Origin of the sequence: Microcoleus sp. EPA2 (assembly GCA_020882975.1) — a bacterium.
Classification (GTDB): Bacteria; Cyanobacteriota; Cyanobacteriia; order Cyanobacteriales; family Microcoleaceae; genus Microcoleus.
This window is the reverse complement of record JAHRFD010000005.1, coordinates 91,999-113,019: the sequence shown is the minus strand read 5'-3', so window position 1 is coordinate 113,019 and position 21,021 is coordinate 91,999. Positions and strand designations below refer to the sequence as shown.

General features: G+C 43.3%; 16 protein-coding genes. 5 read left to right on the top strand and 11 right to left on the bottom strand.

What is annotated here, in order from left to right:
• Nucleotides 1-22: 22 nt before the first annotated feature.
• Entirely contained in the window at nt 23-763 is a 741-nt protein-coding gene (locus AAFP14_RS07345; RefSeq protein WP_341731639.1) for a hypothetical protein, read from the top strand.
• A gap of 19 nt (nt 764-782) precedes the next feature.
• Here the strand turns inward: AAFP14_RS07345 and AAFP14_RS07340 are convergent, their stop codons facing one another.
• The 5 genes from AAFP14_RS07340 to AAFP14_RS07320 all read right to left on the bottom strand — a co-directional run bounded on the left by AAFP14_RS07340 (nt 783) and on the right by AAFP14_RS07320 (nt 8,651).
• On the bottom strand, nt 783-2,873 hold the full coding sequence (locus tag AAFP14_RS07340) for a HEAT repeat domain-containing protein (protein ID WP_341731638.1): 2,091 nt from the start codon (nt 2,871-2,873) through the stop codon (nt 783-785).
• Nucleotides 2,874-3,285: 412 nt separating this feature from the next.
• Nucleotides 3,286-3,645 carry a nitrite reductase small subunit NirD gene (gene nirD / locus AAFP14_RS07335; RefSeq protein WP_341731637.1) on the bottom strand — a complete coding sequence of 120 codons (360 nt, stop codon included), beginning with the start codon at nt 3,643-3,645 and terminating at the stop codon, nt 3,286-3,288.
• A 329-nt stretch (nt 3,646-3,974) separates the two neighbouring features.
• Entirely contained in the window at nt 3,975-6,539 is a 2,565-nt protein-coding gene (nirB, locus tag AAFP14_RS07330) for a nitrite reductase large subunit NirB (RefSeq protein WP_341731636.1), read from the bottom strand.
• A gap of 228 nt (nt 6,540-6,767) precedes the next feature.
• Entirely contained in the window at nt 6,768-7,556 is a 789-nt protein-coding gene (locus tag AAFP14_RS07325; RefSeq protein WP_341731635.1) for an ABC transporter permease, read from the bottom strand.
• A 114-nt stretch (nt 7,557-7,670) separates the two neighbouring features.
• On the bottom strand, nt 7,671-8,651 hold the full coding sequence (locus AAFP14_RS07320) for an ABC transporter ATP-binding protein (RefSeq protein ID WP_341731634.1): 981 nt from the start codon (nt 8,649-8,651) through the stop codon (nt 7,671-7,673).
• 166 nt (nt 8,652-8,817) lie between these two features.
• Here AAFP14_RS07320 and AAFP14_RS07315 point away from each other — a divergent pair, with 166 nt between their 5' ends.
• Complete coding sequence (locus tag AAFP14_RS07315) at nt 8,818-9,627, top strand: calcium-binding protein (protein WP_341731633.1); 810 nt, start codon at nt 8,818-8,820, stop codon at nt 9,625-9,627.
• A 328-nt stretch (nt 9,628-9,955) separates the two neighbouring features.
• Here the strand turns inward: AAFP14_RS07315 and AAFP14_RS07310 are convergent, their stop codons facing one another.
• Together AAFP14_RS07310 and AAFP14_RS07305 are read right to left on the bottom strand one after the other, a co-directional pair.
• A complete protein-coding gene (locus tag AAFP14_RS07310) occupies nt 9,956-10,759 on the bottom strand; it encodes an SDR family NAD(P)-dependent oxidoreductase (protein ID WP_341731632.1) in 804 nt (267 codons plus the stop codon).
• An 18-nt stretch (nt 10,760-10,777) separates the two neighbouring features.
• Entirely contained in the window at nt 10,778-11,179 is a 402-nt protein-coding gene (locus AAFP14_RS07305) for a hypothetical protein (RefSeq protein WP_341731631.1), read from the bottom strand.
• 480 nt (nt 11,180-11,659) lie between these two features.
• Here AAFP14_RS07305 and AAFP14_RS07300 point away from each other — a divergent pair, with 480 nt between their 5' ends.
• The 3 genes from AAFP14_RS07300 to AAFP14_RS07290 all read left to right on the top strand — a co-directional run bounded on the left by AAFP14_RS07300 (nt 11,660) and on the right by AAFP14_RS07290 (nt 16,927).
• Nucleotides 11,660-14,179, top strand: a complete 2,520-nt coding sequence (locus tag AAFP14_RS07300; RefSeq protein ID WP_341731630.1) for an ATP-binding protein — start codon at nt 11,660-11,662, stop codon at nt 14,177-14,179.
• An 85-nt stretch (nt 14,180-14,264) separates the two neighbouring features.
• Nucleotides 14,265-15,728 (top strand): CIA30 family protein, encoded by a 1,464-nt coding sequence (locus AAFP14_RS07295; RefSeq protein ID WP_341731629.1) that lies wholly within the window; start codon nt 14,265-14,267, stop codon nt 15,726-15,728.
• Between the two features lie 311 nt (nt 15,729-16,039).
• Complete coding sequence (locus AAFP14_RS07290) at nt 16,040-16,927, top strand: carbohydrate ABC transporter permease (RefSeq protein ID WP_341731628.1); 888 nt, start codon at nt 16,040-16,042, stop codon at nt 16,925-16,927.
• Nucleotides 16,928-17,216: 289 nt separating this feature from the next.
• Here AAFP14_RS07290 and AAFP14_RS07285 read toward each other — a convergent pair whose 3' ends face one another.
• From AAFP14_RS07285 to rfbF, 4 genes are all read right to left on the bottom strand, one after another.
• Entirely contained in the window at nt 17,217-17,963 is a 747-nt protein-coding gene (locus AAFP14_RS07285) for a DUF1995 family protein (RefSeq protein ID WP_341731627.1), read from the bottom strand.
• A gap of 46 nt (nt 17,964-18,009) precedes the next feature.
• Nucleotides 18,010-18,741: a cyclase family protein gene (locus AAFP14_RS07280; RefSeq protein WP_341731626.1), complete on the bottom strand. Its 732-nt coding sequence runs from the start codon at nt 18,739-18,741 to the stop codon at nt 18,010-18,012.
• 9 nt (nt 18,742-18,750) lie between these two features.
• Nucleotides 18,751-19,815 carry an acyl-CoA dehydrogenase family protein gene (locus tag AAFP14_RS07275; protein ID WP_341731625.1) on the bottom strand — a complete coding sequence of 355 codons (1,065 nt, stop codon included), beginning with the start codon at nt 19,813-19,815 and terminating at the stop codon, nt 18,751-18,753.
• A gap of 170 nt (nt 19,816-19,985) precedes the next feature.
• On the bottom strand, nt 19,986-20,759 hold the full coding sequence (gene rfbF / locus AAFP14_RS07270) for a glucose-1-phosphate cytidylyltransferase (protein ID WP_341731624.1): 774 nt from the start codon (nt 20,757-20,759) through the stop codon (nt 19,986-19,988).
• Nucleotides 20,760-21,021 lie beyond the last annotated feature (262 nt).

Sequence of the window (21,021 nt, the reverse complement as noted above, 5' to 3'; positions counted from 1 at the left end):
TTAAGTTTTCAATAAATAGTAAATGTTCTACTACTACGGCAGAAAAAAGCAAATAGCCAAACATTACCCTGCTCCTAACTTTGATGCCATTATAGAACCGTTTGCAGGTTCAGCAGCTTATTCACTCTATGGTAATTATTGGCAGAAGGAAGTTATCCTGATTGAGAGGGATGAGGAAGTTTCTAAGATTTGGCAGTGGTTGATCGATGAGGCGACACCATCAAAAATTAGTAACTTACCTGATTTAGCAGTTGGTGAAAAGAGTTCGGAGTTACTTCACATTATTCATGCTGCTACGAAAATGGCTTTTCATTACAAGACTATTAAAGTAACTCCTGTTTTAGCTAGAAATTGGGAAATCAGTAAACGATACATGGCGGAAAATCTTTTCAAAGTTAAGCATTGGAAAATTATTAGCGGGGATTATACACTAGCTCCTGACGTAGAAGCAACTTGGTTTATTGACCCGCCCTATAAAGAAAATGCTGGTAAAGGTTACAGATACAGTAGCAAACTGATTGATTACAATCAATTGGCAGTGTGGGCAAAGAATAGGAAGGGAGAAGTTATATTTTGCGAAGGGGATTGCGGAGATTATTTGCCATTTAAGCCTTTACTAGATCTCAAGGGTGTTGCAGGTAAAACTAGCAAGGAATTTATTTATTACCAATCTCATAAAGCCAGCCAACAACTTGAGCTTTTTGAGCTTTTTAAGTTGGGGACTACTCCTGCTAAATCCGGGTTACTCACCCCCCGGATTTGAGATAAAAGATTGTTTCCGTCTACCATTCTTCACTTTTGAGCCGGAGACTGGCCAAGGCCCGGACTTGCTCGTCGGTGTCGGAAATTGCAAGCGATCGCAACAAAGGCAAAACACCGGAATTTTCGGGATAGTGTTCGAGGATGGCTTCCAAAGCTGTAAACCTGGGATTGTATGGAAAAGAACCTTTTGGACCGTAGGGATCGCTCAGGGCCCGATCGCGCAAAAACTCAAACATTCCCGGCGAGTCTTTCCATCCCCGCATCAACTCTACCAGGGCGATCGCCCGCACCTGAGAATCTTCATCATGTTGAGCTCTCATCTGGAGCCACTGAAAAATCTGCGATTCATCTGTCCCACCGCGCGCTAACTTTTGCAAAGCCATTTGTCTGACAGCGGGGCTCTCATCGCCCTCTGCTTTAGCCTCCAACAGCATCCAAGTTTCAGGATTGTCGGGCCAGTGGCGAGCCAACTCTTGCACCGCAGCTTGGCGAACCACCGCATCCCCAGAATCAAGCTGAAGTTTCAGCCAAGATAAGGTTTCCGAGTCCTCTGGCCATCCGCCGACGATCGCACATACCAGCACACTCAGCAGGTGAGAATCTTGCTCCGAGTCCACTAGGCTTTTCAAAAAAGGTAGGGTGTCGCCCAAATAAGACCAGCGAGAGGCTATTTGTTTGACAGCAGTTTCTCGGACGTTGAGATGTCTGTCCGACTGGGCGAGATTTTGCAACCAGACAAACACTTCCAGACTCCCAGAGGGTAGTGCAGCCACGGCTTCCACCACTACCTCCCGCACAGTCCAGTAATCTTCGGAATCAGCTATTTGTTGCAGCAGGGGCAGAGTTTCGGGGCTGTCTGGCCAACCTGCGGCTATCTGTTGTAGGGCTATTTCTCGCAGTTCGGAATCACGATCGCCCCTAGCTAGATTTTGCAAAAAAGGTAGAGTTGCGGGGTTGTCTGGCCAGCCAGAGGCCACTGCTTGCACTGCCGCAATTCGGACGGGCGAACTTTCGTCGGACTCTCCTAGAGTTCTCAGCAGCGGATAAATCTCTGGTTCATCCCGCCAGCGGGCGGCCAATTCTGCGATCGCCGCTATCCGCACTTCTTTGCTGCTATCCTCACGAGCTAGGGTTTTTAGCAGCAGACAAACATCGGGTGCTGTGGGCCAACCGGATGCCAACTCCTGCACTGCTACTGTTCGTAGAGTAGAACTTCCTGTGTGGGCGAGGTTTTTGAGTAGGGAAAAAGTGCCTAAAACCGATCGCCAAGCAGAGGCTATGGCTCGCCAAGCTGCGACTTGAACTCCCAAATTTTCGTCCGTGTCGGCGATGCTTCTGAGTAAGAGTAAGGTGTCGGTTCGATCGTGCCAATTCTGGGCCAAAATACATAGTGCACAGGTGCGAACAGCGGGGCTGCGATCGGACAGAGCCAGCTTAGTCAGCAGCGGTCTGGTATCGTTGGAGTCTGGCCAAGCTAGGGCGATTTCTGTGACTGCGGTCGATCGCACTGCCCAACTGGGATCGGAGGTGGCTAAGTTTTTGAGCATCAGGTAAATTTCTGGATTGTCTGGCCAACCGCGGGCTAGGGCTTCGACGGCGGTAGCTCGGATTTCGCCACTGTCGTTGGAGTGAGCGAGTATTTTCAGCCAGGGCAGAGTTTGGGGGTCATTTTTCCAAGTTTGGGCGATCGCTGCGATCGCTTGGGAACGAATTTGATATGTTTCTTGCAATTCTTGGCCTGTTTGATAAAGAATCAGGAAACCCATGCCATATTGCGATAATTTTTTTAAAGCCTTTAACAGTTTAATTTCTGTTTGTTTATTTACTCTTCCCGGAATTCTTGAGAGACATTTGGCTGCCAAAAATAAATTGACAAACTTTTGCTCCTTACCGTTCTTATCTGTTAAATATTCTAGGATTTCGCTGGCGGTTTCTGGGTCGAGGCTGGCTGCTATTTCCACCAAAATCTCATGCCAAGATTCCTGTCGCCAGTGACGATCGAAAACTTGGGATTTTAGTTCAGATAAACTCAGTTTAGCTGTGTTTAATTGTAGATTAATTAACTCAGTCGATGTCTGGAATTTTTGAGATGCAATCTTGGTTTGTAACATACCGATGCTTTCCCGCCCCCTGAAACTTGTTTGCCTTTAAAATCATAAATCTACTCCCCCTTGCCTGATTAAAATTTCTAGTTTTGTTGATGTTTTAAGAAGTTTAAGTAAAATTTCTACTTTCTAGCTTCGGCATTCTCCTAGAGAAAATTAACCAGTATTTCCCAGTTATATTCCTTCTCAAAACAGTTGCTACAGTTGATATTGTGGGCTTTTTGACATCAAGTCAACACCCTGTCACTACTGTTGCATTGTTTTTGGAAATGGTATTAATTAAGGGGTTTTACTGAGCAAATTACCTCTATTTTATACTAAAACCTCTGGTTCGTGTTCGTTTGAATGCAAAATCCGCCACCATTCAGAAAAGTCTGAGCTGGTGGCGGATTTGGCTTAAATAATCACAGGGGAAAATCTAGGCAATAGCTACTTGTACGCGATCGCCTACAACTTTAACCACAAAAGTGGGAATTTTTACCGTTTCATCGTCCAAACATTGTCCAGTAGTTAGGCTAAAGTTGTGCTTGTAAATGGGAGAAGCTACTTTCAGAATGCCGTGGCGATCGCCCACAAGTCCCCGCGACAACACAAAAGCCTTGCTAAACGGATCGTAATTGCTGAGGGCATAAAGTTCATCGCCATTTCCTACTCGAAAAATCGCCACTTGTTTGTCGGCTACTAAAGCACAAACTCCTGTATTCGGGGCGATCGCATCTAGGGAACATACATCTACCCAAGTTGTGACTGTATCGGCAACCGATAATGATTGAATCATGTTTTTTTCCTGTTAATTTACTTCTATAGCAGTCCTAAATGAGTCGTAAAGTTTTTTACCCCACCCCAACCCTCCCCTTATTAAGGGGAGGGAGTAAGAAATTCACAAATAATTTAGGATTGCTATATCTAGTGGGAGGGTAGGCACGGGGGCACTACCCCTACAACAGCCTGATTTTCCTGAGAATGAAACAGCCCTGCCTGATTAAGCGGGGTTATAGCAAGGGTGTTTCATTCTCTTCTAGGAGAAGCCCCCCGTGACTGTCCCAATTCCTGAAACATCTGTACGGGCAATCCCACGCCCGGTTGCCAAGAGTGGCTGGGGAGGGTTTATTCCGAAACTCCAACCAAAGCCTTTTCATGTTCGTAAGGTGGCCGTGTTTGTCCCCTTTCCGCAACACGAACAATACTCGGATCTGGTGAATCAGAATTTACAAAATGTTGGAATCGTTGCACCTTGTGAGGGTCTTCAATCGTCGTTTTCCACTCACATTGATAAGTATTCACTAAATGCTCCATTTGCGCTTCTAACTCAGCACAAATACCCAGAGAATCCTCAATAATCACCTGTTTTAAGTATTCAATTCCGCCCTCAAGTTTATTAAACCATGTAGCGGTACGTTCCAGGCGATCGGCAGTGCGGATATAGAGAATCAAAAAGCGATCGATATACTTAATCAAAGTTTCCTTATCGATATCCGCAGCCAGCAAAACCGCGTGCTGTGGCTTAATGCCACCATTGCCACACACGTACAAATTCCAACCATTTTCAGTGGCAATAATCCCAAAATCCTTGCTTTGAGCTTCCGCACATTCGCGAGTGCAACCAGAGACAGCAGATTTGAGCTTGTGAGGCGATCGCAAACCACGATAGCGCAATTCAACCTCGATCGCCAAACTCGTAGAATCCTGCACCCCAAAGCGACACCAAGTGCTACCCACACAAGATTTTACAGTCCGCAAAGCCTTACCATAAGCGTGTCCCGACTCAAATCCTGCATCAATTAACCGATGCCAAATATGTGGCAACTGATCCACACGAGCCCCAAACAAATCGATCCGTTGCCCGCCAGTAATCTTAGTATAAAGTCCAAATTCCTTGGCAACTTCCCCCAAAACAATCAACTTATCGGGAGTAATTTCTCCACCCGGAATCCGTGGCACCACCGAATAAGTACCATCGCGTTGAATATTTGCCAAAAAGTAATCATTTGTATCTTGCAAACCAACATGAGACTTGTCTAAAATATGCTCGTTCCAAGTAGAAGCCAGCATGGAAGCAACCGCAGGTTTGCAAATTTCGCAGCCCTTACCTTTGCCATGTTTGGCGATCGCCTCTTCAAAAGTTTTAATCCCCTGAGAGCGCACTAAATGGTACAATTCTTGGCGAGAATATTCAAAATGCTCGCAGAGGTGGTTTTTGACAGCAACCCCGGCTTTCTTCATCTCAGACTTGAAGATGTCTGTCACCAGAGGCACGCAACCACCGCAGCCCGTACCAGCTTGGGTGCATTTCTTGACGCTGGCAACATCAGTTAAATTGCGATCGCGAATAGCAGCACAAATCTGCCCTTTACTGACATTATTGCAAGAACAAATTTGAGCAGAATCCGGCAAACTATCCACTCCCAAACCAGCAGGGACTCCGCCTGCTCGTGGCGGCATCAACAAATCTTCAGGATGGGGAGGTAGAGCAATTCCATTTTGCATAAATTGCAACAAAGTGCCGTAAGCAGAAGCATCTCCCACGAGAATTCCACCTAAAATTCGGCTCCCATCTTGATTCAAGACTAATTTTTTGTAAACACCTTGGAATGTGTCAGCCACAACAATTTCCTTAGCATCGGGAGACTTAGCAAAAGCATCTCCAAAACTAGCAACATCCACCCCCAAAAGTTTGAGTTTTGTGGACATATCCGCACCAGTAAAAGTGCTTGTGGCACCGGCATCTGCGCCGTCATCTACTAAACTGCTTAAAATATTAGCTGCGACTCCAGCCATGGTATAACCCGGAGCAACTAAGCCGTAAATCCGATTGTCATAAAGCGCGCATTCCCCGATCGCATAAATATCAGAATCAGATGTTTGACACCGATCGTTAATCACAATACCACCCCGTTCACCCACTTCAATGCCACAATCTCTGGCAATTTCATCGCGGGGGCGAATCCCGGCAGAAAACACGATCATATCTGTGGCTAATTCCGAACCATCAGCAAACAGCATTTTGGTAACTTTGCCATCTTCACTGACAATTTCAGTAGTAGACTTACTGGTATGAACCGAAACTCCCAACTCTTCTATTTTGTTACGAAGAATTGCACCACCAGCTTCATCAACCTGTACAGGCATCAGTCGCGATGCAAACTCAACCACATGAGTTTTCAAACCCATATTTTGCAAAGCATTGGCACATTCTAAGCCCAATAAACCGCCACCGATTACTACCCCAACCTGGCAATTTTTCGCGTAATCTGACATCGCCTCCAAGTCATCAATTGTCCGATAAACAAAAGTCCCCTCAGCCTCTTTGCCTTTAATAGGCGGTACAAATGGATAGGAACCAGTGGCGAGAACAATTTTCTCGTAGGGAACTTCTAAACCATTTGCTGAAGAGACTGTTTTTTGTTCCCGATTAATCGCAACTGCTTTGTCGCCGATGTGAATTTGAATGCCATTTTCTTGATAAAAACCAGGTTCAACTAGAGATAAATCTCCCGCTGTTTTTCCAGAGAAAAAACCGCTGAGGTTGACGCGATCGTAAGCGACGCGAGGTTCTTCGCAGAAAGTAATTAAATTCCAGTATTTCGCAGCATCTAAGTTGACCATTAACTCTAGGAATTTGTGGCCAACCATGCCATTGCCGATTACAACGAGGTTTTTTTTGGCTGTCATTAGAATCTATTTAATCCCTTATATCAGTCGTTGTTTTATTGATATAAGAATTTTGAACAACAATTTGTATTTATAGATACAAGATATTAAATATTATGCAATTATTGAAGAACATATATTGAGTTTTTGCATAATCTCATCCCTAGGTATCTTGGAAGTATCTTTGACATGAAGACGCATATTTTTTTCGGTGACTAAACTTACTTTTTGCCAATTTTTAATTATTATTTAAGCTCCCATTCCCGAATATTGTTTCAAACCCTGTCGCCACAGCCAGCGATTCCATACAAAAAACACTGCACCCCAAGCAAACATTACCAACAAACCGCGCCCTACATCAACAGGTAATCCAATTAAAATTGCAGCAGGAAAATGAATTAAATAAGGAAAAGGTGTCCACAAAACTACTTCGCGTACTGGTGCAGGAAACACTTCTAGGGGCGCAACCAGTCCAGAGAGGAATAGATAAATTAAAAACCAAAATTGTTCGATCGCACTGGCCCGTTCTAACCAAAAAGCAAACAGCGCAAAGGTATACTGGATCAGGAATCTTAGGCAAAAAGCCAATGCAATCACTAGCATAAACAGCAAAAATCTGCCAGCACTAGGCAACCAAAAAGACTGGGGGTAAAGCGCAAAAAATATCAGGGTTAATCCGAATACAAACGGTAGCCGCGCAAACCTTTCCGAAACGTGAGAGGCAAAATGATGCCATACTGGATCGAGAGGCTGCAACAACTTATTAGATAAAGTTCCTTGTACTACTTGTTTTTCAAATTCCCAAATCACCCAAACGACATTGGTTTGTCGCACAATGAACGCAGCTAAAAAATAACGGGCAAAGTCGATGGACTTCAGCTCAAATTCTCCAGTTTGTGCCGCCCGCATCCACACACCCATCAAGATAAACGGCAAAACTCCCGACAGCGCCCACAACAGCAATTCGGCTCGGTATTCTAGCATATAAGCGTAGTAGGCAGTTAGCAAAGTTTTAGCAATTCTGATAGATTTTTTCATGTCAGTTGTAGATTTAATTTCTCCATCTTAGCAACAAGCTATAAGCCCGTTCCACAAAAAGTATTGTGGAACAGGCATCTTGCCTGTTATTGAAAACTATCTTATTCAAAAATATTACACTTTTCCCGTGCGAAAAACTCTGCCAATTACCTCTTCAATGGGCGGATCGGTAACAGTCAAATCCACCACTTCCAACTCGGCCAACATCTTCGCTACCCCCACCATCAATTCCTCCCTTTTTAGCAAAAATCGCACCGATTGTCCTTCCATAGATTCTACCTCCCCGTAAGCAGAAGCACGATCTTGAGATAGCGGATTGGCTAATTCTACCTGAACTTGTCGATAAGGTGCAAATCTATCTAGCAATCCATCCAAGTTGCCATCATAAACTAATTGCCCTTCATGGATTAACAAAACTCGTTTGCACAAAGCAGTAATGTCTGCCATGTAGTGACTCGTCAACAGCACCGTTGCTTGATAGCGTTCGTTATATTCCCGCAGAAATTTTCTGACACTAAACTGCGCATTTATATCTAAGCCTAATGTCGGTTCATCTAAAAATAATACCTCCGGTTGGTGCAACAATGCTGCCATCAATTCCGCTTTCATGCGTTCGCCTAAAGACAGTTTTCGCACTGGCTGATTTAACTTGCCTTCTAGGGATAACATCTCCGTCAGTTCCCCCACTCGCAGTCGATAATCTTTCTCAGGGATTCCGTAGACAGCGGCATTGATTCTCAGAGAGTCCAGCACTGGCAAATCCCAGATTAGCTGCTGTTTTTGCCCCATGACTAGGGTGATTTTTTGCAAAAAATCGGCTTGGCGGCGAAATGGAATGCGATCGCACACTTTCACAGTACCAGTAGAGGGATAAATTAAACCAGTCAGCATTTTCAGCGTCGTAGTTTTGCCCGCGCCATTAGCCCCAAGAAAGCCCACAACTTCCCCCGGTTCAATACTAAAAGAAACTCCCTCAACGGCTTTCACATTGCGGTAAGTGCGCTTAAAAAAGTGTTGGAGAGTTCCTTTTAGTCCCGGTTCTTTAATGGCGATGGGATAAATTTTGCTCAAGTCTTCAACTAAGATAATTGGCATTAGCTTAAGGTTTAACTTTTATTTCAATCTAGTATATTTTCCGCTGGCTGGTGCGAAGATGCAATAGTTAAAAATTGTGTCAGATTCTTCCAGAATCAATCCTTACGGACTGTAGAATCAGAATATTGCAACCTATTCATTATTACATCTCAATCAGTTTACAACTATGGCACTTAAACCAGATAATTCCGGCATTCCTCGTTTGGTAGGAGACAATTCTCCCGAAAATATTACACTTACACCGGGACAAGTTGCTAATTTTCCTGGGGGAGTTTGGCTGCTGGGTGGGAATGATGCTGTTACAGGTTCATCGGATGCCGAACGGATTTTTGGCAACGATGACAAAGACAGTCTCTTAGGTGGTGCGGGTAATGATTCTATTTATGGTGGTAAGGGTGATGACGATATTTTAGGAGAAATTGGCAATGATTTCCTCACCGGGGACAGAAATAGTGATTTTCTGGATGGTGGCGTGGGAAATGATTTGTTGCGTGGGGGTCAAGGTATTGATTTGTTAGTGGGTGGTGATGGTAATGATACTTTAATTGGTGACAGAGATGTTGATATTTATAAAGGTGCTGGAGGCAGCGATGTTTTTGTGCTTCGAGTCGATCAAGCCGGACAAAAAATCCTGGGCTTTGAAGTTCCTGACGCCGTAATTGTGGATTTTGATAAATTTAATGATTCCCTGGGAATTAGCACGGCATTTACCACCAGTAATATCTCCTTTGAACAGGTAAATTATAGCCTGAATGACCCCAGATTGTTGCTGATCGATCCCGCCACTGTAGCAGGTGGTACTAGCTTGTTAGCCAAGGGTGGTATCTCCCAGCGAGACCTCGATCCCGATGGTAATGGGCGTGTGGAAGCTACTAATATTAGATTTGGTTTTACGAATGCTTTGTTAGGGACTGTGTTGAATGTAACACCAGCCGATTTAACTGGTCGTTTTATTAATGCTAGTTCTGTGCTTTGAATTAGCTAATTGATTGATTATTTCTGTTGCTAAACTCCGACAGGGACTTAAGTCCCTGTCTCATAGCTAAAGTCGGTTGAAACCGACTGTTTGTTAGTATTTGAGTAAGTTGTAACTGAGATATTGCACCAATGTCAATAAGCAGCTTTTTGGTGAGTGAGGGCGGGTTTATTTAACCTGTTTGCAACCTTTAAGGCTATGTGTGAACCCGCCCCTACCAGTTCTTTAGAATGGTGCAATATCTAAGTTTTAACTGACCTTAAAAACTGTTCGATAGCGGAGTTTTTGAATTGCTTTCTCTTGCCAATTCCCAATTCCCAATTCCCAATTACCCATTACCTTTCTCCATTGCCCACTGCATTAAACCGGGGAATAGGCGATAGGCTTCGGCAGCTATAAATGCAGGGCCGACGGTGACTTCAGCACGCTTATTTTTCACCGCGCCCCAAATCGCCTTGGCAATATCTTCTGGCTGATTTGCCCAGTTAGATTTCAGCATTTCGCTCATTTCCTGACGACGCAGTTCGGCTGCTGGTTGGTGGCGATCGCGAAACTGAGCTCTTTCTAAAAAATCACTGTTAATTAAGCCCGGATGTACGGCACAAACTTGAATTCCTTGAGGTGCTAATTCCAATCGCAAGGTTTCGGTTAAACCTGTCAACGCATATTTGCTAGCACAATAGGCAGTCATTTGAGGCAAAGGCATTTTGCCACCAATCGAGCCGACATTAACGATTGTACCAGTTTTTCGGGATAAGAAATGTGGCAAAAGTTCTTGGATTGTGTGAACACATCCCCAAAAATTAGTATTCATTAATTTCTGCCAATCTTCGGTGGTAGTTTGCTCCATCGGTCCCGTTAAACAGATGCCGGCATTGTTGACTAACACATCGATGTTACCATAAAAAGAGAGGGCTTTTTCAACGAGCGATCGCACTTGTTGAACATCGCCCACATCGGCGGGAATAGCTAACACCGAATTGCCTTGATGTTCCACCATTGCCGCGGCTGCTGCTAATCTTTCGGGCTGACGAGCTGTCATCACGACATCGTAGCCTGACTTGGCAAATAAAAGTGCCGTTGCTTTGCCACTTCCTTGAGAAGCGCCTGTAATCAAAACTGTAGGAGCCATAGAGTTTTCTGTTGTGAGTTACTGCAAATTTTGTCGTCGCTCAAATCTTAAACCCCTGGATTTATTTTTTAGGAAATTTTCCCTAACAACCGAGTCCAAAACTCCCATTAATTTGATGATACTTCCAGGATGAGCGATCGCCCAGACGTTGATTGTCAGACAAGTGATTGCCATTAATAGTAAGATGTACGTGGGAGGCATTACTACCCCAATGGCGAACCAACTAAAAACATGAAATATCATTGTCATCGCGAAGAGACTAGCAAGAAGCACAGAGGCTCCCACTTGAATTCGAGGTCGCTTTTGTCCTGTCCAAATCACTGTCTGCAAAGTCATCAGCAAGTTGGCTGGGACTAAAAATGCACAGATAGCTACGCAGTAGGTATGGGAAAATTCGGTAACTGTATTAAAGTCGAGCATTAATCTAATTAGGGAACCTGTTGAATATACTTAAAGAGCTTAACTTGATTTGACTTGCCTATCTTAGCACCCTCACCATAACTTAATATTTGATATTGCAGGTCACTCCCCAGACATATTTCTCTCCCGTTCCTACTGCTGGTAAACTGTCAACAGATGGATTATTGAAAAAAATTAATATCCGTTGAGTAATGGAAACAATTACTGTAATAATTAAAACAGAATATTTATAATTGTAGGAGACATCGACCAGCTCAAATGTCACAAAGGCTGACGCTGCTCGAAGAACAGGAATTTAAGCTCATATTCTATCTATTGATGCGGGAGTCAAGGATGAGCGGTAGAGCGATCGTCTGCGGTAGTGACAGGCTCAAGTGTCCCTAGTTAGTCCATCGGGACGATCGCGCTCAAAATCGGATTGGAGATTACAGCAGAAATCCCTACAACCCTCTTTACATTGTACAACGGAAAACACAGAAAATGAATAGACAAAGCACAATCTTACCACTCGAAGAAGTTGACTTGACCAACTGCGACAGAGAACCAATTCATATATCGGGACACATTCAGCCGCACGGGGTACTGATGGCGGTAAGCGAACCTGAACTAGAAATACTGCAAATCAGTGAAAATACGCAAGAGTTACTGGGAATATCTGCTAAAAGTGCGATCGGTCAAAATTTGAGTTTATTCTTAGAACAAGCTGAGCTAGAACAGCTAAAAGTCTGTTTGCTGAAGGAAAACTTAAAAACCATCAATCCTCTTAAAATATCCGTAAAAAAAGCCGAAAAAATTTTAGAATTTGACTGCATCCTCCACAGGTGGGAAGGAGTATTAATCATTGAGCTTGAATTAGCTCAATCCCTAGCAAATATGTCAGTATTTAGCTTTTATCACTCAGTTAGAGCCACTGTAAACCAGATTCAAAACTCCCCCGATTTAAATAATTTATGTCAAGTTACTGTAGCAGAAATCAGAAGAATTACAGGATTTGACCGAGTAATGGTCTATCAATTTGATGGAAAAGGTAACGGGGCTATTATTGCTGAAAACAAAGCAGAAATGCTGAGTCCTTTTTTAGGCTTAAACTACCCCAGCTCAGATATTCCCAAACAAGCCAGACAACTTTATTTGTTAAATTGGCTGAGATTAATTCCCGATATTAACTACAAACCAGTCCCCATTATCTCACCAAATAATCCTGTTACTAACCAGCCCCTAGATCTGAGTTTCAGCGTTCTCAGAAGCGTTTCTCCCATTCACATAGAATACCTCCAAAATATGGGCGTTGCAGCTTCTATGTCAATATCATTAATCAAAAATCAGAAACTGTGGGGTTTGATTGCTTGTCACCACTACACACCTAAATATATTAACTGTGAAGTGCGGGCAGCCTGTGAATTTATTGGACAAGTCATGTCTTTAGAACTGCAATCAAAAGAAGGTAACGAAGACTATGACTACCGGCTACACTTAAAATCTATTCAAACCAAAATTTTTGAAGACATCTCGACCTCAGAAAACTTGTCAGAAGTATTAATTAAGTGCCAACATAATTTACTGGAATCAGTCAATGCGTCGGGAGCTGCAATAGTATTTGGAGAACACTGCTATCAAGTTGGGGAAACACCTCCCAAATCATCTTTAAAAAAACTCATAAATTGGGTGCAATCTCAGCTAACCAAAGAAATATTTTATACAGATTTCCTGGCAGAATCTTATCCAGAAGCAGAGAGCTTTAAAGACACAGCCAGCGGGTGTTTAGCTATCGCAATATCTCCGATTCAAAAAATATATGTATTGTGGTTTCGCCCCGAAGTAATTAGAACTGTAAATTGGGCGGGAAACCCGAATAAAATAGTTCAAATTGACGAAGATGGCAGCGAAAGACTGTCTCCTAGGAAATCCTTCGAGCTGTGGAAAGAAAATGTGAAGTGCAAATCATTAGCTTGGAAAGAGTGCGAAATAGAGGCTGCATTGGAATTGAAAAAAGCCATGATTAATATAGTGCTGCGTCAAGCTGAAAAACTAGCGAAATTAAATACCGCCCTGTCAGAATCAGTCGCTAGAGAACGGGAAAAGACTGCTCATTTAAAAACAGCGATGTCCGAGCTTCAGCGGGCGCAAACTCAACTGGTGCAAAGCGAAAGAATGTCAAGTTTAGGACAGTTGGTGGCGGCGGTGGCTTATGAAGTCAGTAACCCAATTAATTTCATCTATGGCAATATAGGCTATGCCAAGGAATATAGCCAAAAATTAATTAATTTAGTTCAGCTTTACGAGGAACACTATCCCTCACCCTCACCAGAAATTCAAGCAGAAATAGAAGCCGCTGAATTAGAGTTTATCATTGAAGACTTGCCAAAATTGCTCGGTTCCATGAAACTAGGAGCAAATCGCATCCGGGAGATAGTTCAGTCTTTGCAAAATTTTTCTAGAATTGACGAATCTGAGATTAAATCAGTGGATATTCACGATGGACTCGACAGCGCTTTGTTGATTTTGAGCAACCGACTCAAACCGAAGGCAGATAAACCCGCAATTAAACTGATTAAAGAGTACGGTTCTTTGCCATTAATTGAGTGTTATCCTGTGCAGATAAATCAAGTATTTATGAATGTGTTAGCTAATGCCATTGATGCGATAGAAGAGGCCATGGGGAAGGATAATCTGTCGCCTAAATTGGGTCAAGAATCAGGGGGGGTTAAGTCAGGAAGAATTCGGATCAAAACAGAATTTGATTCCGCTCGCCAGATGGGAGTTATTCGTATTGCTGACAATGGTATGGGTATGGAACAAGCAATGCAACCAGAAATTTTTGAGCCTTTTTTTACTACTAAACCAGTCGGTAAAGGGGCTGGAATTGGTTTGGCTATAGGCAAGGAAATTGTAGTAGAAAAACACGGTGGCAAACTGACTTGCATTTCCGCCCCCGGAGATGGAGCGGAGTTTATTGTTGAGATTCCCTTGAGCCAAGTTATGAATAAAGTGCAGCGGTGAAGTGACAAAATGTGCGTGCAGTTTAGATTAAAATTAAAATAGACCAACAGCTAAGTAGATTTGAGCAAATTGTGAGGAAGCGACTGTGACTGAAAAAAATACCGCCCAATGGGATGCCGGCAGATTTGTCAAAACCTTGGCTTATTTCGGTGTCATTCCTTTCATCGGCAGCATTAGCTGGCTGCAACAACTATTTGGCAGCAGTGGCAACACTAAAAAAGACCAACCCAAGCTGGTACTTGTAGCCGGTGCTACTGGTGGTGTTGGTAAACGAGTGGTGAAGCGGCTGCAACAGCGGGGAATCAGAGTGCGAGCCCTGGTGAGAGATAGCAAAAGAGCTCAAGAAATTCTGGGTAAAAATGTTGAATTAGTCGAGGGAGATATCACCCTAGCGGAAACCTTAACACCGCTAGTAACTGAGGGAGTAGAAGCCGTTATCTGCTGTACTGGCACTCGTGTTCAACCGGTAGAAGGAGACACCCCAAACCGTGAAAAATACTATCAAGGCATCAAATTTTATATGCCAGAAGTGGTAGATGTTCCCGAAATAGTCGAGTACAAAGGTGTGAATAATTTAGTGCAAGCTGTTCGCAGTCAGCTAATTAAAGCCGGAGAAAAAACTATTTTTGACTTCACAAAACCTACTGAAGATTTGAAAGAAACTTGGGGTGCACTTGATGATATTGTGATGGGTGGAGTCAGCGAAAGTTCGATCCGACTGATAGATAATACAGCTTTATTCACAGGCAATGTTTCTACTGCCAATTCTGGGGGGTTTGCTTCGGTGCGGACTCGGAATTTTGAGAGTGCTCTTGATTTAACAGGATTTAGTGGAATTCAATTGCGAGTGAAAGGTGATGGTAAGCGCTACAAACTGATTGTTCGCAGCGAAGCGAAATGGGATGGTATTGGCTATTGTTATTCTTTTGATACGGTTTACAATATCTGGATTACTGTCACAATTCCCTTTGAAAAACTGATTCCTGTCTTCCGTGCTAAGACTGTGAAAGATGGCTCTAGGTTAAATGCTCAGACTATTTATTCTTTTCAGTTAATGCTGAGTAAGTTTGAGTATGATGGCGCGCTGAATCCGAAATTTACACCGGGTAGTTTTCAACTGCAATTAGAATCTGTTAAAGCTTATTCTGAACAAGAATTGCCCAGATTTGTGATGGTGAGTTCGGCTGGTGTTACGCGCCCAGGCCGCCCCGGAATTAATTTGGAGGAAGAGCCACCTGCTGTGAGAATGAATGATATGTTGGGGGGGATTTTGACTTGGAAGTTGAAGGGGGAGGATTGTGTGCGATCGAGCGGGATACCTTATACTGTGGTTAGACCTTGTGCTTTGACGGAAGAGCCGGGAGGTAAAGCTTTAATCTTTGACCAGGGTGACAATATTAAGGGTAAAGTTAGTCGGGAAGATATTGCCCAATTGTGCGTGGAAGCTTTGGATTTGCCAGAAGCTTGTAATGTTACTTTTGAGGTGAAAGAGGGGGAAAATGGCAATGCTCCTGGTGATTGGAAAGGTTTGTTTTCTGGAGTTAAATAACACTATCCGGGTTATTTGTTTGTGGGAGCGATCGCTGGTTGAAACTGCTCGTTGTCAAAGGAAGTGAGGGGGGTCGGCAAAAAAAGGCACTACCCCTACACAATCATCGTTTTATTGAGAATGAAACCGCCCTGCCCTTGGGGTGGGGTGGGGATGCGAGGGGGATTTAGACTTCGGTTAAAAGCGACATTTATGATGGGTTTGAGTCTTAAGTTGTCACCAATAGCCAGAACCTTGGAACGAGTGCATAAATAACAAATAACAAATAACCAAGAACAAATAACCAATAACCAATAACCAATAATAAATTCATGTTTTTGACTTTTTTCCGACGCAACCTAATACCTTATTTATTTTTGTTTCCCGCTTTATTTGTGTTGAGTTTGACTGTTTTGTGGCCGGCGTTGCAGGCTTTTTATTTGAGTTTTACCAGTTATGAGTATGACTTAACTCAAGCGCCACAGTGGGTAGGGTTGCAGAATTTTCAGAGGTTGGCGGGCGATCGCATTTTTTGGCAAACTATGGGCAACACCCTCCTCTATCTCACCTGGGTTGTGCCTATATTGGTTGTTTTACCACTGGGAATGGCAATTTTGTGCAATCAGAAACTCCGGGGGATGAACTGGTTTAGAGCAGCATATTACACGCCTGCGGTGATTTCCATGGTTGTTGCTGGGATTGCTTGGAAATGGCTGTTTGCTGAAAATGGACTGCTGAATCAGTTGGGGGAAATGGTCGGTTTGCCTGCTGTTTCTTGGCTGGCTAATCCGAAGTTGGCAATCTTTAGTGTCATGACAGTTACTATCTGGAAAGGCTTGGGTTATTATATGGTAATTTATTTAGCTGGGCTGCAAGCTATTGAGGCGGAACTTTACGAGGCGGCTGCTATTGATGGTTCTGATGGTTGGAGGAAGCATTGGGATATTACAGTGCCGTTGATGAAGCCTTATCTAGTTTTGGTGGCGGTAATTTCGGCCATTTCTGCTACTAAGGTTTTTGAAGAAGTTTATATTATGACTCAAGGCGGGCCTCGTAATAATTCTAAGACTGTTGTTTATTATCTTTATGAACGGGCTTTTAAGGATTTGGAAATCGGTTATGCTTGTACGATCGGGCTGGTGTTGTTTTTGCTGATTTTGGGTTTGTCGATTTTGCAAGTTAGTATTCAAGGTTTGGCTCGAAAGGATTCTGATTTATGACCAATTTAAATTTGGTTTCCGGTTGCATCGGAATGATTTAACCTTTCTAGAACACAGAGGAAGCAGAGGGAGAGAATAAAATTCTGAATAATATCAATTCCGGTTGTATCGGAATGATTTAACCGCGAAGGCGCAAAGTACGCGAAGTTCGAGAAGAGAGAGATTAATACAGGACGATGCTACCGGATTTGATAGTTATTACTGTTAAACTTGTTAGGTTTGGCAAATTCAGAAAACTAAATTTGTCATTGACTATTCTCTCCCAAACCCTGTTTCTGACTACCCAATGTTACTGAGTCAAAGCTTTGAGAAATCTCTGTAAGTCTGCCATGAAGCCTGTCTTTTTTAACGGTTTGGCGGGGGCGGTGCTATCTGGATCGGCTATTCCCAAGGCTTTAGCTAAAATCCGATCTAAATCGTCTCCGACTGGTTTTTGGGCGGTTTCGGAAATTAGTTCGTAGTCGTCGTTTTTTGACAGCCAAACTTGCCAGGATTGGGGGTAACACCGGAATAGGACTGCACTTTCTAGAGCTCTGATGTAGTAGCAGGATTCTATTTTGTTCAAGAATCGATCGCGCAGTTGGCGCCCTGCATAGCCTATACCTATGGTGGCAACGTCTTCCAGGCGGGGGTTGAGTATAATTACTGGGCGATCGCCCGCAGCTATGTACAATTTTTCGACTTGAGGAACTTCTACCGCTGCGGGATTCACCAGCAGAAATAGTTGGTCTTCCGGTTCTATTTTATCTTCAACCGGGGTGCGGCTGCTGCCCAAGTCTGTGACTTTAAATTCTGTTTTTCCCCAGTCGCGACGGGCGAGGGCTGCTGCACCGGTATCGGGAAATATGACTTTGACACCGGAGTACATTTCTTCAAATTCTGGGACGAATTGTGCGGCGATGGACTGTGCTTGGAGGGCGATTTCTGGGAATACTAATTCGACTTGCAGTAGAGTTTTGCCGTCGGAGAGAGCGGCAGAAGTGGCTGTGCGGGATTGGGCGATCGCCTCGTTGAGGTCCTTTGGTAGTTCGATCATTAATCTGATTTTTTTACAGGAATTCTATCAATCTAATTTTACACCATCAAGGGACAAAAGCTAACACGGATACCGGGGAACCGGAACCTCCCACAAGTCGCAATATTCCTATAACTAAAGTGCAGTCTGCTGCTGGTAACTGGTCTAGATTTGCCAAATTTTCTAGAACGATTCCCTGATGCTCTAAAACTTGTTTATTGACAGATAAACTTTCATCTCGTCCCGGATCTACTCCGTGAGTATCGGTACCAACTCCTGCGATCGACCTTTCTGTTAGCAAAAATTTAGTTACTGCTTTCCCAAATCCGGGAAAGTGGCAAATCCCCTCACCATCTCGATTTAAGAAAGCTGCTTGATTTTCCCATTTTTCCTGCCATCCGGTATCTAATATAATCAGGCATCCTGGTTCGATCGCTCCATGTTCCTGTTCCCAATTTAATACATCCTCGATTGTTAAAGTATAGTCGGGATTGGCAAGACTTTGGTCGCGGATGTCGATCGCGATTGCCGGCACAACTAGCGACTGTGGAGGATAGCTATCAATACTTGCGCCTCCTGAATAAAAGCTGTTGGGTGCATTCATGTGAGTCCCGCTGTGTTCGCCCATCGAGAATTTTCGCAGGAAATACCCCTCTGTTTCTATTTGAGCAACTGTTGTAAATTCTGTCGCTGGATCTCCGGGCCAAAGGGGAATATTTGGGTGAATTTTATGAGTTAAATCTACTATTGTTCTGTAGGTGATGGTTTTGAGGTTATTTGAGTTTAATTTGTCACTCATATCGAATATCTAAAATTTGATTAGTTCATCGAGCGTTGCAGCCATTACATCCTGAGTTTGCCCGGAAACAGTATACACCAAAGCTTCTCGATAAACTCTCCCGGCTGGGTGCTTGTGGCTATTAGCGGCACCGCTGGAAACTGTTACCGCCGCGTGCCCGCAACGCACGGCTAAGTCAATTGCTTGGGCTCGGAGGGCTAATTGTTCTGCTTTTGAGCTATGTTGAGATTGTGGGAAATTCTGTTTTAGTCGATCGAGCTTGTGGGCTAATTTTTCATAAGCACTAACTATAAAAGATGATTTTTTAGTCTGGGCTGCTGCTTGAATTATGTCCAATCCGGCTCGAATACATCCAAAAGTAGCGGGGACAAAGTTCAGGATATTTTTAGTGTCGTTTGTGACTATCCAGTCTTTTGGTTTAAATGAAATTATTTGCGATTCATCCAACCACCAATTAGCCAGAGTTACTGTTACAGTATTAGTGGAACTCATGGCGATTAAGGGCATGAGTTCGCTACAGGAGATTTGGCCCGATGCTGATGCAATATTTTCAAAGGGTAGTAATCCGAATACAGCGCGATCGTCAGGAAGTAACGCAGCTACAATAAATTTTTGAAATAATCCAAAACCTGTTACCCAAGGAACTTTACCTGATAGTAAATAGCCATTTTGTGCAGCAGTAGCAGTGACAGCGGGATTTCCCGATCGCCTTAAATGCGAAAATCCCACACCCAATCGCAACTCTCCCAGGGCGATCGCAGGCAAACATCTACTTTTTAGCAGTTCATTGTCGCTGTTAGCAAGCATGGCAGTTGCACTGTGATGCTGAGTTTGCAGAAAACCTAAAGCGCCGGAATATCGCGCTGTCAATTCCTGATATTCATAAAAAGTTTGCGCATCGATATCTGCGCCACCCCATTTTTGGGGGACTCGCAAAGCTAAAAGCGATCTATCTTCCAATCCTACCAGCGCTATTTTCAGCGCTTCCGAGTCGCTGTCGATCGTTTCAGCATCGGCTGCAACGCAGTTTTTTAGGTAGGTTTCTGTGCTGTTTAAAATATCTGTAAAATCCATCTCATCTAATTAACATAAAATGCTCTGACTGTTAGATTTCCGACTTATTTGAGAAGTGGGGAATCTCGGTATTCTATTTTTTGGATCTGGTTTACTTAGCAATAATCAGTTACCGGGAGAGGAGGAGATACAGCCATCAATATGCCCAATTCCCCATTCCCCATTCCCTATTACCACACTTTCCAAGGAGCTTCACCACAGTCCCAAAGTTCATTTAGGTACTTGTATTCTCGATAAGTATCCATCGCAAAAAAGAAGCCTTCATGGCGATAAGCCATCAACTGTCCTTCGGCCGCCAAACGCTGCATTGGCTCCTGTTCTAAGATACAATCATCTCCGCCTAAATACTCAAATACCCGGCGATTAAATATCATATATCCAATGCTGATCCAGCCATCTATTTGCGGTTTTTCAGCAAATTGGAGTACGCGCCCTTGACTATCTACATCTAAAATTCCAAAACGAGAAATAGGGCGAAACGTCGTCACAGTTGCCAGTTTACCGTGAGCTTTGTGGAAAGCGAGTAGTTCTTCAATATTTACATCAGCAACTCCATCCCCATATGTCACCATGAAATTATCGCGATCGATATATTTTTCAATCCGTTTTACCCGCCCTCCAGTCATACTTGCTGCGCCAGTTTCAGCCAAGGTAACATTAAAATCTTGTTCTCGATGTTCCCCATGATACGTGATGATATTTTTGCGACCTAAGCAGATAGTAAAGTCATTGTTCATGGCTTCATAATTGAGGAAATATTCTTTAATCATGTTGCCACGATAGCCCAAGCACACCAGAAAGTTTTGGAAGCCGTAGTGTGCATATATCTTCATGATGTGCCACAGAATCGGATACCCACCCACATCAACTAAGGGTTTGGGGCGAAATTCTGTTTCTTCTCTGAGACGAGTACCAAGACCGCCGGCTAGGATAACTACTTGCATTTTTTCAATTTTTTAATGATAATCAACTAACTTATCATTGATTTCAGGGAATAACTTTAAATAAATATTACTTTTTGAACTTTATATAATCTTTATAAACTCGCGAATAAAAAAAGAATTTAAATTTTAATTCATTTAAAAACTATATTTCAATAAAATTTACTAATAGACCTATGCCATAATTACTGTGGAACAGATATCCTGCCTGTTCAAGACTAGCTTTTGTAAAGATGTCTATTGCTCGGAAATACCGCGGGAGGCT